Source organism: Sphingobacterium sp. UBA5789 (genome assembly GCF_002418355.1).
In the GTDB taxonomy this organism is placed as follows: domain Bacteria; phylum Bacteroidota; class Bacteroidia; order Sphingobacteriales; family Sphingobacteriaceae; genus Sphingobacterium.
The window spans coordinates 399,205-413,599 of the sequence record NZ_DIDX01000003.1; the positions used below are offsets into that span (position 1 = coordinate 399,205).

A 14,395-nucleotide genomic window follows, 5' to 3' on the forward strand; every position below is an offset into this window, starting at 1 on the left:
AATAAGAATCATAAAATGAATAGATCGGTAACAAAAATAGGGATACTCCTTAGTGTAGTGATCCTGCTTTGGGGTTGTACCGGTACTTCGGAAAAGAAAAGTGAGGCAACAACCGAAGAAGCCAGACAGACATATACCTGCCCTATGCATCCACAGGTAATCAAACATGAAATGAGCACCTGTCCTATATGTGGGATGGAGCTGGTGCCTTTTGAGAAAAACAGTGCAGATAAGAGTGTCAAGCTGGATGAGCAGCGTCAGCTGTTAGCCAATATCGCAACTATACGCGTCAGCAGTGAAGGTATTGTACTGCCGCAGAAAGCATTAAACGGCAGATTGGTGTTAAATCCGGAACATAGTAATTACATATCTGCAAAAATTGCTGGAAGGATTGAACAGTTGTACATCCGCGAAACCGGAGTTGCAGTAAAAAAGGGAGAACCTTTATATGTACTTTATTCTGAGCAACTGGCCACTCTGCAACAGGAATACCTGATGATCGCGGCTCAACAGCAGCAGTTTGCAGGTGATAAACTGGAGCAACAACTGTTGGCTTCTGCCAGACAAAAACTGTTGCTGTATGGCCAGACAGAGCAGCAGATACAGCAACTTGCCAAAACAAGGCAAAAAAGCCCGCTTGTAACGGTGCTCGCACCGCAAAGTGGAACAGTGGCTGAGCTGAGTATTACACAGGGTCAATATGTAGCAGAAGGGGGTTCGATAATGCGTTTGGAAAACTATGGACAATTATGGGTTGAAGCGGATTTATATCCTAATGAGGCCAAACAGATTAGGAAAAGTCAGCGGCTAAAGATAATCATTACCGGATGGGAAGATCAGGAGCAATGGATGAAAGTCGACTTTATAAATCCATCGCTGCAAAGTGGTACACAGCTTACACAAATAAGAGGTAGTATACCCAATCCTAAACAACAATGGCAACCAGGACTGCAGGTACAGGTGCTGTTGACAAATGTTCAGGAAAGTGCTGAAGAAATAATTTTGCCTGTAGATGCCGTTATAAATGACGCAAAAGGACAACATGTCTGGATAAAAACAGGAACAGATAGTTTTGAACCGAAACCCGTGGTTACAGGTGTCACCAACCAGGACCAGGTGAGCATTACATCAGGGCTGGAAGCTGGGGAAGAAGTGGTCATCACAGGAGCATACCTGTTATTTAGTGAATATGTGCTCAAAAGAGGTATGCATCCTTTGGGATAAGAAAAAAGAAAAATATATAGACAAATAAAGAAATGTATATGAAAATATCCATGTAGTACAGACTGCACAAACGCAAATGAATATAGTTTGGATATTCCATATGACCATTGAAAATCAAATTAAACATATGAAAACAGGATTTTTTAATAGCTGTGTTCTGGGTATAGCGGCCCTGCTCTTGACAGCATGTAATAGTACAACCAAATCAGCTGATACAGCTGCAACTCAACAAAAAGCGGTAACAGAGGTTAAAGAGAATGCCGTTGGTATAAAAGATGATGCACTTAATGTGGTTTATCAGCAATATCTGCTCCTTAGTGAAGCGTTGATCAATTCGGATATGGCTGCGGCGAAGGAAGCAGGTCTGGCTTTAGAATTGGCAGCAAAGGCTGTAAGCAATAGCAGTCAACTTGTTAAACTTGCTTCAACAATCACCGCTGTCTCTGATATCGAAAAGCAAAGAGCCGTATTTTCAGAGCTGAGCAATGAGCTGATGAACAGAATAAAAGAGACAGGCCTGAAAGAAGGTGAGATATACCTTGATTACTGCCCTATGGCATTGGATGATACAGGAGCTGTTTGGTTAAGTAATCAAAAGAATATACGAAATCCGTACTTTGGAGACAAGATGATGGAATGTGGTGAAGTGAAAGAAACATTAAAGTAAGAGTCTTTTATATACTTTAAATGAAATTTTCATTATAAGGCATACAATACATGATATTTTGCCTGTGTCAGATTAATCTTTTCGTCAGTATGGTAGAATTCTTTTATATTTAGTTATTCTTAAATAGCTTATATGTTTACAATAGAACAAATCAGACAGGCACATGCCAAAGTGAAATCCGGAGCGGATTTTCCAGCCTATATGCGCGAAATTAGAGCACTTGGTGTGTTGGGCTATGATGCCTATGTAGCAGATGGACGTATAGATTATTTTGGTGCAGAAGGATATACTACATCGGCTCCAGCAAAGTATGACCGAATGGATGTGGCAGGTCAGAGTGATATCGTACAGTTTAGAAAAGATCTTAAAGATCATCAGCAAGGTCTTACCGATTACCTGACCTTCTGCAGAGATTGTGCGCGCTCGGGAGTGGAAAAATGGATTATTGATATGGATCGGATGACCTGTGCCTATTATGATAAAGCTGGAAATGAGCTTCTCATTGAAAATATTCCGCAATAATCGGGGGATAATTAGTAAATAGCTTAAGAAGCAGCCTTATCGGGCTGCTTCTTTTAGTTGCAGCTGTAAATGCAATATAGGGTAAGGTTTCCCGGAACCGTCTTGAGCCGATCTTCCAGTCTGTTCAAATCCCATTTTGAAGTAAAATCCTACAGCCTGTTCATTCTGTTCGTTTACGTCTACGTAGCGAACCCCCAACTGCTCAACAGCATAGTTCAACAAAATTTTGCCATATCCTTTACCCCGGGAGTCCGCATGTACAAACAGCATTTCAAGGTGCTGCTCTGCCACTGCTATATAACCCATTGCCCGTTCCTGATCATACAGGATATAGGTCGTAAGTTGCGGCAGATAATCTCTGGGAATAGCTTCTTTGAAAAATAAAAAATCCTCTTCCTTTAGAAAATCATGTGTAGCCCTTACTGCAGATTCCCATATCTGCATGATTGTCTTATAATCTTCAGGTGTTGCCTGCTGTATATTCATAGTATATTATTCATTTCCGGATGTTGCAGCATTATGGTCCACTACTACACCCTGCACATTAAAAAGTGTAAAGATAAGATATTCCTTTCAGGTGTGGGCTAAATGGATTAAGGTCAATATTTCATAAGTTTAGTTATTAATTTTTTTTAATAAATGATTATTATTTATTAAAATTTATTTTATATTTGAGTTCTTGAAATGATAAGCCTGTGAAAATTTACTTCTTTCTTCTTTTGTTTTTGTCATCCGGACTATGTTTTGCGCAAGAGACTGTGTTGATTACTTCTCAAAGTCTGCAGACTATAGATTCGGTGTATGTATATAAACCTGAAGGATACTCGAAGAAGAAACAATATCCTGTTGTTTATCTGCTGCATAGTCATGGAGCTAACTATCGTACATTTTCCAGGATATTGGATCTGCAACGGCTGTCCGACACCTATGGATTCCTGATTGTATGTCCGGATGGACTGAAAAGCAGTTGGTTTATGAATTCACCGTTGAAATCAGGTCTGCAATACGAAGATTTCTTTATCCGGGAGCTGATGCCGTATATCAATAAACATTTCGGAGGTCGTGCGGATGCTTCTTTTGTCACCGGAGCCAGTATGGGCGGACACGGAGCATTGTGGTTGTATGTAAACTATCCGGCTTCCTTTTTAAGTGCCGGAAGCAGCTCCGGAGTCGTTAATCTGAGGCACTCCGGGTTTAAAAAAACAACGATAGCAGAACATCTGGGTGAATACAGCGATACAAATGAAAACTTCGACCGTTATTCTGTGGTCACGAACATAAAGCGATTAAAAGATCTTTCCAAAACCTTCATTTTCGATTGTGGTACTGAAGATTACCTGTACAAAGCAAACAAAAGTCTGAGGGACAGCTGTGATCAGTGGAAGATCAAAGCTACCTATATCGCCCGGCCCGGAGCACATACCGGTACGTATTGGTCAGAGAGTCTGCCGGTACACTTTGAATATTTCAACACCTTACTAAAAACCAAATTATAACATGAATACTACACTGAAGAAAAGGGGGCTGTCGTTAGCATTGGGATTGCTTTGTGCATCTGCTCTATATGCACAGCAGGTACCTCAGCATATTGCAGCGCAATTGAAAAATACCAGGCAAGGGGAAATTGTCAGACTGGAAAACTTTCTGACGGAGAGTTTTGATAAAATGAATTACGATAAAGTGATCTGGCCGGGACCGCAATATATGATTTCGGACGATCCGGAATATATTCGTATTCCGGAAGGAATTGCGCTGAAGGAAAAAGTAGAACCCGGCACAGTGCGACTGTATGTCTATAATGTAAACGGTGTCAAAGAACCAAAAACAGACCGAAAGATAACGGCTGTTATCAAGAATACCGGTAAAGGTAATATGCGCCTGAAAATGCTTAAATATTCTTCACAAAAACCGAGTACAAACTATTTCAAAGTTGGTAAGGAAGGATTATACGACTACTTCAATTCACAGGGGCTGGCAAAAGAACGTATTATAAAACCGGGACAGACCGTCGCTGTCGATGAAGTGCTGGAGCGCAACGTAGTCAAGTATGATGAACTGGTACATGGCATATATGAATTTCTGATCGATGAACCGGGCGAAGTAGCCGTATTACAGACTGCTCCTGGGACAAGTGGCCCAAAGGCTTATGAAACAATAGGTTCTGTAATTCCGACCAATAAGAAAAATGCAGGAAGAGGATTATTTGGGGTAAGCAATTATAAAGTATTTAATGAAGCTGTGCTGGACACAGATAAAGGTGTCACACAGCTCGTGGTGGCAGATGGTAAAGATGATGCCTGGGTAAAAGGTATAGAAGGGGAAAGTAATACTGTATCTACATTAGCCGGCAATTACGGTGTGATGTATAATATTGAACTCAAATGGAAAAGTAATGATGGAAAGGGACTGGCTCTGCTGACCTGGAATTCCAGATCAGACAATCAATGGTGTAGCGCTATGGCTGCCAGTGTAGTCGTGAGTGATGGTGTATATAAAGGAGGTGTAGTGCAGTTACCTGCTGAGCGTCTCAATACGAAAGGAAGTCCGGAAGCTGTGCTGATTCAGATCTTTAAACCGGAGCAGATTGGTAAAGAACAGGTCCTTAAATTGACATATTCCCCTCCGGGAGCATCCTGTCTGCCGACACCACTTGTTTTTGTCCCTATAGATCTTAATTAATTCGTATGCGGATAGTTATGTATAAATATATTATAACCGGAATCGGAATTTTGTTAGCAGGATGTGGATCAATCAAAAAAAATACTAAGCCTTTAGAAAATGCAGGTATTACATCTTCTGAGGTACGGTTTTTTAAAGGTGAGATCAGGCCGGAACCGGCAAAAGCCTGTTTTGAAGGTGCTTATTACAGAAAATTAGTCTCCAGTGAAGATAATTGGGTAGGTATAGAAGGAAAGGTACTACTGCCTCAGATAGCATTTGATAAAACCCGCATCAATCCTAAGAAATCGCTGCAATATCTGGATAATCCATCTGTCTATCTTGGTGGCTGTATGGATAGACAGGAAACAGATATTGGTCTGAGCTGGGAGGTGATAAAAGATGAACGGGGAGTGGTTAGCGAAGAGCGTAAAGCTTTCCGTCCTTTCATGCGTCGTACCGGTCATGGTACGGAGCAGGCAGCTGTATTCGTCAATGCCCCTGCTATCAAAGACTATTACTGGTATCCCGGTGAAGAAGTGCATATGTCCGTTGTATTGATACGGGACGGATTGCTTCGCTTTGTCGTGGAAGGAGCTGGCAAAAAGTTTGAATATGACTTTGAATGTGCTGGATATGCCTTTGGCCGCAAAGGAGAGTTTAAGCGTGTAAATGCAATTGATCAGATGTCTAATGAAGGAAAACCTGCACAGGCTACAACGACAAAAGTAAAAGGCTCCAGATGGTCTTACACCAATCTGATCCGTTATGAAAAAGGAGCATTATTATCAGTTCCTTTTCATGAAGAACGTTACACTGAAATGGCTTGTCCTAAAGCAGAATACTTTGATATTGTATCTGCTAAAGAATGGACTGCAAAGGGTGGAGAAGAGATTTCAATAAGCGGTGCGGCTTATTGATAATCCTTGTTCAGGAGTCTGTTTCTGACCAGAAAACAGGCTCCTAATACTCCGGCTTTCTCGCCCAGAACTGCCGAAATAATCTTAGTATCGTTATTGACCAGACTCAGTGAAAACTTATTGATCGCACTCTTAATCGGTAAAGTGATATATTCTCCGGTCTCCGATAATATCCCTCCCAGGATCACCAGCTCAGGATTAAATACATTGATCAGCAAAGCGATTGCTCTTCCTATTTTTTCACCTACTTCAGCGATCAGTTCTATTGCAAGTACATCATCCGCTTTTGCAGCAGCAATGATATCCTTTAATTTGATATCTGCGATTGTTTTTGGTGAAGTTTTGACCGGATGGGAGAGGATAATAGATGAAGAACCTTCCTTTAGTTTTTCCTGAAATAAGCGTGTCAGGGCCCATCCTGAAGCTTCCGTTTCCAGGCATCCTTTTTTACCACAGTTACATATGATCTCATTATTAAAAATAGGAATGTGACCAAATTCACCTGCAAATCCGGATTTACCATAGTATAATGAACTGTTGATCATCACACCCATCCCGAGACCATAGTCCAGATTAAGAAAAATGACATTTTTCTCCGTTTTGATAGCTTCAGAGTTGAATTCACCATAAGCCATGGCCCGGGAATCATTCTCCAGAAATGTCTTAATTCCCAGTTCATTCTCCAGAATTTTGGATAGAGGCTCTTCATGAAAATGGAAAAAACTGTAACTATAGCCTGTAGAGTAGTTGATCCGGCCCGAAAGGTTAATGCCCATGCCCAGAATCTTTTCCTTAGGAATATTGAATGTTTTTAGTGAACTGTGGATCAGTTGTATTAATTCTTCCAGAGAAGCTGTGCTGTTGCTCAGCGTAAACGGAAGGTGTTCTTTTATATAGACCAGTTCATTTTGCAGGTTCGTAATCCCGATATTAATATGGTTCTGTTTGACATCTACTCCTAAAAAGAATACGGAGTCAGCGATCAGCCCGTATAAATTGGGTCTTCTACCACCATTCGTGTTGATTTTTCCCAGATCCTGTACCAGTTCTTCCTGAATCAGTTCGTTAATCAGGTTAGTGACTTTAGGGACGCTTAGGTTTAATTCCTTGCACAGATCAGCGATTGTGGCGCTGTTGTGCGCACAAAAGAATGAAATGATATTTTTCTTTAACTGTATGTTTTTGTAGGCAACACCCGAAAAATTATCGCCATTAAGCTCTTCAAGGAATGTCATTGTTATATGATTTTTTTTAAAATCAAATGTATGAAATATATTGATAAATACTAAATGCTTTTAAATGGTAGTCAATTAATAAAAAAAATTAATAATTGTTGTGTTTATTTTAAATATATTATATATTAGTGGTCTGTAAACCATATTATGATAAAATGAAAATCTACCTAGTATTCGTCACCTTATTCTTTACCTGTTTAATTCATGCTGAGGGTGCTTCTCCTGTCCGTGTCGATGTACTTATCATCGGTGGGGGAGCCAGTGGTACCACGGCAGCTATACAAGCCTCCCGTCTCGGGGTGAAAACACTGGTCATTGAAGAAACACAATGGCTGGGTGGAATGCTTACGGCTGCCGGGGTTTCTGCTATAGACGGCAATCATCAGATGCCGGCGGGGCTTTGGGGCGAATTCAGAAGTCATTTATATAAGTATTATGGAGGCCCTGCCGCTGTAGAGACGGGATGGGTAAGTAATACGCTCTTTGAACCTTCCGTCGGAAATAAAATTCTGAAAACCATGATTGCCGCAGAAAAAAACGTGGAAGTCTGGTATTCTACACAATGGAAGAAAATAACTAAAACGGCACAGGGCTGGGAGGTCGAGATAGATAAGAAAGGGAAGAAAATACAGGTGTCGGCCAGAATTGTAATCGATGCAACGGAGCTTGGAGATCTGCTGCCGGCAGTGGGAGCATCCTATAAGATCGGTATGGATAGCCATCAGGATACAAAAGAGGAATATGCTCCCGAAAAAGCAAACGATATTATTCAGGATCTGACTTATGTAGCAGTGTTGAAAGATTACGGTCCCGGAGCAGATAAGACGATCAGGAAACCAAAGGGGTATGATCCAAAGGTGTTTGAGCATGCCTGTGATGTAGCCGATCCGGCATCCCATGATAATACGCCTAAGATTGACTGTTCACAAATGATCACGTACGGAAAACTTCCGAACGGGAAATATATGATCAACTGGCCAAAGGATGGCAATGATATTTATCTTAATATAATCGAGAAATCACCGGAAGAACGTAAGAAAGCGTTGCAGGAGGCCAAAGATCATACCTTGCGTTTTATCTACCACCTGCAGACTGTACTTGGATTTAAACATCTGGGACTTGCGGATGACGAGTTTGATACAGCAGATAAACTGCCTTTTATTCCTTACCATCGGGAATCCAGAAGAGTAACAGGGATTGCGGCGTTGACATTGCCTTATGTTCAAAAGCCGTATGAACAGGATGTACCCTTATACAGAGCAGGAGGTATTGTAGGGGACTATACCATAGATCATCATCACCTGAAAAACCCGGATGCTCCGAAAATTGATTTTGTGAAAATCAAAGTGCCTTCTTACAATGTGCCTCTTGGGGCCCTTATTCCGAAAGGTGTAGATAATTTTATTGTTGCAGAAAAGAGCATCAGTGTGAGTAATATCGTAGCAGGAGCGACACGTCTTCAACCGGTAGTATTGGGTATCGGTCAGGCAGCCGGTGCACTGGCGGCTCTGGCTGTAAAAGAAGGCCGTAGTCCTCAGCATCTACAGGTAAGAACTGTGCAGCAAACGTTGCTTGAAAATGACGCTTATCTGATGCCTTTTATAGATGTCAAACCACAGGATCGCTATTTCGAAGCAGTACAACGCATTGGTGCAACCGGCATACTTAAGGGAAAAGGAATCGCTTATAAGTGGGCCAACCAGACCTGGTTTTATCCTGAACACCGTATCAGTGAATATGATCTCACCGAAGGATTAAGAACCTATTATCCACAGCTACGGGACGTACAGGCTTCCGGGAAAGATCTGGAAATTGATTTTTTGGCTACACTGATTCATAGCATTGATCCGAAAAAAGGCAAAGAAGAAATTATAAACGCATACAGCGGCAACAAGTATCTGACACGCGCTGAGGCGGCGGTGCTTATCGATCAGTACCTGAACCCTTTTGCGCAAAATATAGATTTTCAGGGTCGGCTGAAATAATAAATGCAGTCAACCCAATCGATTAAAGAGAATATATCTTATGAAAACAATATAGCTCATCTTTGAAGGAGCTATAGAACAAACCGAGTAACCAACATTTTATAAACAACCTAAATAATGCTATGAACAACATGAATGAGCTTAGTAGGTGGAAGGACAGTCCTGTGTGGCGTATCCTTACATTAATGATTCTGTTGATTTTTTCATCACACACGGCCAGTAGTCAGACCCGGCAGGTACAGGGAACAGTCCTGGATCAGGACGGGAAACCTTTGGCAGGTGTGTCTGTGAGCGTGGTAGAATCTCAGAAACAAACGTTTTCCGATGGGAAAGGTAATTTTAGTATTGCTGTGAAACCCTCGGACAAATCCTTAACATTTAGTTATGTCGGCTATGAAGGCAAGATCGTGGCGCTGGGTGATCGTACGCAGTTACAGGTGTCACTTGCAGTGTCTACCTCACAGATGGATGAAGTGGTCGTCATCGGATATGGTACTGCGCAACGTAAGGACCTGACCGGATCTGTGGGATCGGTAAAAATTGAAGATCTGCAGAAGGCCCCGGTTAAAACTTTTGATGAAGCACTTGCCGGACGAGTGGCAGGGGTACAGGTCAGTTCGGCAGAAGGACAGCCGGGTTCGGGTATTGATATTACCATTCGTGGAAATAACTCGATCACACAAAGTAACTTTCCGCTGTTTGTAATAGATGGTTTTCCATTTGAAAGTGCGGGAGACCAGTCTATCAATCCCATAAATACAATTGATCCGGGAGATATCGAATCTATTGATGTGCTGAAAGATGCTTCGGCTACTGCTATCTACGGAGCACGGGGAGCCAATGGGGTTATTATTGTTACGACCAAAAGAGGGAAGGTAGGAAAACCGGTATTGACATTTAATACATACTACGGGCTGCAGGAAAATAATAAAAGACTACAATCTCTGAATCCTTACGAATTTGTGCGTCTGCAAAATGAGATTGATTCTGTTCGTACCAGAACCTTGTATTTTCAGGATGGCCGTAATCTGGACTATTACCGTACAGTAAAGGGAATCAACTGGGAAGATGAGATTACACGCATCGCACCGATGCAGAATCACTATTTTAACATGTCAGGAGGAACCGAAAAAACCAAGTATTCTACCACATTGTCGTATACCGGGCAAGATGGAGTACTAATTAATTCGGGTTTCAAACGTATACTGGGTAAGATGGTGCTGGATCAGCAGGTCAATGATAAACTGAAAGTGGGTTTAAATGCCGGTTATTCTTACATCAAAACCTTTGGTACACCGACTTCAGCATCGGGCTATGTCAATGAGACGAATATGCTTTTCAGCGTATGGTCATTCAGACCTTTGTCCATTGATCCGACATTGGATCTGATCAATGAGCCGGTCGATCCGGAAGTTGAACAGGGAAATAATAATACCTTCAATCCTATACTGACAGCCCGAAATGAGCTTCGGGAAAATTATGGTGGTAGTCTGAATACAAATGCTTATCTGGAATACGAAATCAATAAATATCTGAAACTTCGTCTGGCTGGTGGTTACAATCAGGGTCAGCGTGAATATGATGTCTTCAACGGACGATTCTCAAGATCCGGTTTTATTTCCAACTTTGCGGTCAGCGGGTCCAAATCTATCTTTATGAGTTCAGGCTGGCAAAATGCCAATACGCTGACGTATGCACGGAGATTAAATAAGAATCATTACTTTGATCTGATGGTCGGTTTCTCTGCCGAATCCGGCAAAAGCAGACTGTTCAACGGAAGTGCTATTCTTCTGCCAAATGAAAGTCTGGGCCTGAATGGCCTGGGAGAAGGGATCCCAAATGCGGTAGGAGCAGGCTCTTCTGAATGGGCATTAGCTTCCTTTATGGGAAGATTAAACTATAAGCTGCTGGATCGTTTTATTTTTACAACTACCTTACGTGTAGACGGTTCTTCCCGTTTCCTTGGAGACAATATCTGGGGTTACTTTCCTTCAGCTGCTGCGGCATGGCAGATGGATAAAGAAGAGTGGCTTAAATCGGTTCCGGCAATTTCGACCTCCAAACTTCGCGTATCATGGGGAGTCACCGGTAACAATGCTGTCAGCAACTTTGCTGCTTATCCGGCTATGGCTGCAGTCAATACAGATGCCGGTAATTTCTACAATAATTTTCCGGGATATACTTTTGGTGGAGGTTATTCCAATGGACTGGCAAATATCAGTATCGGAAATCCAAACCTGAAGTGGGAGTCAACCAGTCAGATCGATATCGGATATAATCTGGGATTATTCAAAGATAAGCTCACCGTAGAAGTAGATGTATACGATAAGAAAACATCCAATCTGTTGCTGAATGCCGATATGTCTCCGAACACCGGATATTACAGATCTATCAAGAATATCGGTAAAGTGGGTAACAGAGGACTGGAAGTCACACTTAGCTATTCACCTATTGTCAAAAAGGACTTTAGCTGGAATACATCTTTTAATATTGCTTTTAACAGAAATAAAGTCTTGTCACTGGCTGAGAATCAAAACTATCTGCTGACCAGTCAGGGATGGGGTGATGACTGGAAAAATATTCCGGGATATGTGGCCAAGATAGGTGAGCCTATCGGCATGTTCTATGGATATATCTATGAAGGTGTATATAAGTATGATGATTTTAATAAGGTCGGGGATAATTATGTGCTGAAGGACAATGTGACTTCTAATAATGCTTCAGGCACTTCCGTTCAGCCAGGAGATATCAAATACCGTGATCTGAACGGCGACTACATTATCAATGAAGCAGATAAGACAGTGATCGGTAATCCTAATCCTGTTCACATAGGAGGTTTTTCCAATAACTTTTCATATAAAGGTTTTGACCTGAATGTCTTTTTACAATGGTCCTACGGCAATGATATTCTGAATGCCAATCGTATTGTATTTGAATCGGCCTATAAGTATGGTTATAACCAATGGGCTACCTATGCGGACCGATGGTCTCCCGAAAATCCGGATTCAGATATCCCGGGCGTAGCAGCAATCAAAGGAAATGCTTCCAAAGCATATTCAACACGGGTAGTGGAGGACGGTTCATTTCTGAGGCTGAAGACAGTAGCTCTGGGCTATAATTTCAAAAGGGAGTTTTTGCAGGGTATCAAACTGAAGACACTGAGGATATATGCCTCCACTCAGAATCTCGTGACCTGGACTAAATATTCAGGCTATGATCCGGAAGTCTCCGTGAGGAGATCTGCTTTGACTCCGGGTTTTGACTTTTCTGCTTACCCGAGAGCCAGAACGATAACTGTGGGTTTGAATACAACATTTTAAAAGGATTATAACAGCATATAATTATGAAAAAAATACTGATATCTTTAGTCATTGGAGCAGCTGCATTGACATCCTGCAACAAATTTCTGGAAATATTGCCGACCAGTACTGTTGCTCCTCAGAATTTCTTCCGGAATGAGGCAGAAGCAGAAATGGCACTGACGGGAGTATATGATATTCTGGCCAAATCCGGAACATACGGTCGTACGATCTATTTTGAGCTTGATATCGCTGACGATAGTTTTGTCGCACTTTCTTCCTGGACACAGGATCTTGCCTTATTTAATTACAACCCTTCGGATACAAAAGTTACAGACCTGTGGAATTATCTCTATACAGGAATCAACAGAGCCAACACCTTGCTTGATAATATTGACCGCGTAGATATGGATGCTACCAAAAGAAAAGCAATTGAAGGGCAGGCTTTATTCTTAAGAGCGTATTACTACTTTATATTGACCAACTACTGGGGCAATATTCCTGTACGTACTACTGCAACCTCTTCAGTGACTGATAATGACCTGGAGTTTACTCCTTACAGTGAGGTGTATAAAATGATTGTTGCAGATATGGAAAAGGCAGCGGATATGGTCAATCCTGCGTCTGCTTACGGACATGCAGGACGGGTTACCAAACAGACTGTATGGGGTATTCTTGCACGTGTCAATCTCAAGATGGGCGGAGCCCCTTTGCATGATCAGTCCCGCTATGCGGAAGCAAAAAAATGGGCGGAAAAGGTAATCCTCGGCGGAGGAAATGCATTGAACCCGGATTTCAGAGAGGTTTTCAAAAATATGAGTAAAGGAACTTATGATGTGAAAGAATCTATGTGGGAAGTTGAATTTAACCGGTACAATGGCACACAGAATGAAGAAGGTTCACTTGGTTCCATCAATGGTATAGCTGCTTCGGCTACCACACCGTGGGGATTCAGTTATGGTGCAAAGCATGCCATCCCGTATTACTTTAATATGTTTGAAAATTATCCGATGACGATCAATGGGGTAAGTCAGATCCTTTCTCCCGATATGCGGAGAGACTGGACAATCGGATCGTATTACTACTCCGGTAATCTGAAAGCCGGCTATAACGGTACACAGATATACAACCGGATGGATGCAAAGTGGAGAAGAGAATATGAACCTACTGATCCTAAATTTAACGGTACCACTACCATCAACTTTCCTTTGTTAAGATATTCTGATGTCCTGCTGATGTATGCCGAAGCTGACAATGAGATCAACGGGCCACAAAGTCAGGCTGTTGAATATGTAAATCAGGTGAGACGAAGAGCATATGGTAAAACGTTGGGCAATGGGGTATACTATGTGACTGTCGATAACGGCGGAACAGGATATACACAGGAGCCACAGGTCAATGTCGTGGGTGGCGGAGGTTACGATGCGGAGGCGAGAGCTGTAATATCTGCAGGGAAAGTGACAAGTATCATGCTTCTCAATCCCGGGCAGGGATTCACTTCTGTACCCAATGTGGTCATTGCAGGAAACGGAACAGGAGCCACGGCTACGGCTACTTTAGATCCACGCGCTACAGTCAATGCTGATCTGAAAACCAATGAAATTCTTGATAAAGTAGCGTTTCGTCTGGCTGTCCGCAGAGAGCGGGCATTAGAGCTAGGCTATGAAGGTTTGAGAAGATTTGATCTGGTACGCTGGGGAGATTACATCAGCACGATGAAAAATGTTGCTGTTCATATCAAGAGTACTGCAACAGGTACATCTGCTACTTATGCATATGCCTCCCGTCACGGAGATAATATCTCACAGCGTGATACAGTGCTGGCTATTCCTTCGCGGGAGATCCAGATGAACAAAAAGGCTAAACAAAATAATGGTTGGTAAGT

Annotated in this window: 11 protein-coding genes; 9 read left to right on the forward strand and 2 right to left on the reverse strand. The window is 42.0% G+C overall.

Features of this window, described 5'->3' with window-relative positions; translation table 11 throughout:
• Positions 1-15 precede the first annotated feature (15 nt).
• From B4B65_RS08090 to B4B65_RS08100, 3 genes are all read left to right on the forward strand, one after another.
• Entirely contained in the window at positions 16-1,224 is a 1,209-nt protein-coding gene (locus tag B4B65_RS08090; RefSeq protein ID WP_293914960.1) for an efflux RND transporter periplasmic adaptor subunit, read from the forward strand.
• Between the two features lie 127 nt (positions 1,225-1,351).
• Positions 1,352-1,891: a DUF3347 domain-containing protein gene (locus B4B65_RS08095; RefSeq protein WP_293914961.1), complete on the forward strand. Its 540-nt coding sequence runs from the start codon at positions 1,352-1,354 to the stop codon at positions 1,889-1,891.
• Positions 1,892-2,023: 132 nt separating this feature from the next.
• Positions 2,024-2,413, forward strand: a complete 390-nt coding sequence (locus tag B4B65_RS08100; protein ID WP_293914962.1) for a DUF1398 domain-containing protein — start codon at positions 2,024-2,026, stop codon at positions 2,411-2,413.
• Between the two features lie 36 nt (positions 2,414-2,449).
• Here B4B65_RS08100 and B4B65_RS08105 read toward each other — a convergent pair whose 3' ends face one another.
• Entirely contained in the window at positions 2,450-2,899 is a 450-nt protein-coding gene (locus tag B4B65_RS08105) for an acetyltransferase (RefSeq protein WP_293914963.1), read from the reverse strand.
• A gap of 209 nt (positions 2,900-3,108) precedes the next feature.
• Here B4B65_RS08105 and B4B65_RS08110 point away from each other — a divergent pair, with 209 nt between their 5' ends.
• From B4B65_RS08110 to B4B65_RS08120, 3 genes are read left to right on the forward strand one after another with little or no spacing between them, the layout of a single operon-like run.
• Positions 3,109-3,909: an alpha/beta hydrolase gene (locus tag B4B65_RS08110; protein WP_293914964.1), complete on the forward strand. Its 801-nt coding sequence runs from the start codon at positions 3,109-3,111 to the stop codon at positions 3,907-3,909.
• Between the two features lies 1 nt (position 3,910).
• Complete coding sequence (locus tag B4B65_RS08115) at positions 3,911-5,092, forward strand: copper amine oxidase (RefSeq protein ID WP_293914965.1); 1,182 nt, start codon at positions 3,911-3,913, stop codon at positions 5,090-5,092.
• 17 nt (positions 5,093-5,109) lie between these two features.
• Positions 5,110-5,991 carry a hypothetical protein gene (locus tag B4B65_RS08120; RefSeq protein WP_293914966.1) on the forward strand — a complete coding sequence of 294 codons (882 nt, stop codon included), beginning with the start codon at positions 5,110-5,112 and terminating at the stop codon, positions 5,989-5,991.
• Here the strand turns inward: B4B65_RS08120 and B4B65_RS08125 are convergent.
• Entirely contained in the window at positions 5,985-7,226 is a 1,242-nt protein-coding gene (locus tag B4B65_RS08125; RefSeq protein WP_293914967.1) for an ROK family protein, read from the reverse strand. The two genes, B4B65_RS08120 and B4B65_RS08125, sit on opposite strands and share 7 nt — an antisense overlap.
• Positions 7,227-7,381: 155 nt before the next feature.
• On the opposite strand from B4B65_RS08125, the gene B4B65_RS08130 reads away from it, so the two are divergent.
• From B4B65_RS08130 to B4B65_RS08140, 3 genes are all read left to right on the forward strand, one after another.
• On the forward strand, positions 7,382-9,211 hold the full coding sequence (locus B4B65_RS08130; protein ID WP_293914968.1) for an FAD-dependent oxidoreductase: 1,830 nt from the start codon (positions 7,382-7,384) through the stop codon (positions 9,209-9,211).
• A gap of 122 nt (positions 9,212-9,333) precedes the next feature.
• A complete protein-coding gene (locus tag B4B65_RS08135; protein ID WP_293914969.1) occupies positions 9,334-12,531 on the forward strand; it encodes a SusC/RagA family TonB-linked outer membrane protein in 3,198 nt (1,065 codons plus the stop codon).
• 23 nt (positions 12,532-12,554) lie between these two features.
• Entirely contained in the window at positions 12,555-14,393 is a 1,839-nt protein-coding gene (locus tag B4B65_RS08140; RefSeq protein ID WP_293914970.1) for a RagB/SusD family nutrient uptake outer membrane protein, read from the forward strand.
• Positions 14,394-14,395: the final 2 nt, after the last annotated feature.

Bases quoted from the DNA above. Each gene is read 5' to 3' on its own strand.
- B4B65_RS08090 (WP_293914960.1), top strand. From the start codon at position 16: ATGAATAGATCGGTAACAAAAATAGGGATACTCCTTAGTGTAGTGATC.
- B4B65_RS08095 (WP_293914961.1), top strand. From the start codon at position 1,352: ATGAAAACAGGATTTTTTAATAGCTGTGTTCTGGGTATAGCGGCCCTG.
- B4B65_RS08100 (WP_293914962.1), top strand. From the start codon at position 2,024: ATGTTTACAATAGAACAAATCAGACAGGCACATGCCAAAGTGAAATCC.
- B4B65_RS08105 (WP_293914963.1), bottom strand. From the start codon at position 2,899: ATGAATATACAGCAGGCAACACCTGAAGATTATAAGACAATCATGCAG.
- B4B65_RS08115 (WP_293914965.1), top strand. From the start codon at position 3,911: ATGAATACTACACTGAAGAAAAGGGGGCTGTCGTTAGCATTGGGATTG.
- B4B65_RS08120 (WP_293914966.1), top strand. From the start codon at position 5,110: ATGTATAAATATATTATAACCGGAATCGGAATTTTGTTAGCAGGATGT.
- B4B65_RS08125 (WP_293914967.1), bottom strand. From the start codon at position 7,226: ATGACATTCCTTGAAGAGCTTAATGGCGATAATTTTTCGGGTGTTGCC.
- B4B65_RS08130 (WP_293914968.1), top strand. From the start codon at position 7,382: ATGAAAATCTACCTAGTATTCGTCACCTTATTCTTTACCTGTTTAATT.
- B4B65_RS08135 (WP_293914969.1), top strand. From the start codon at position 9,334: ATGAACAACATGAATGAGCTTAGTAGGTGGAAGGACAGTCCTGTGTGG.
- B4B65_RS08140 (WP_293914970.1), top strand. From the start codon at position 12,555: ATGAAAAAAATACTGATATCTTTAGTCATTGGAGCAGCTGCATTGACA.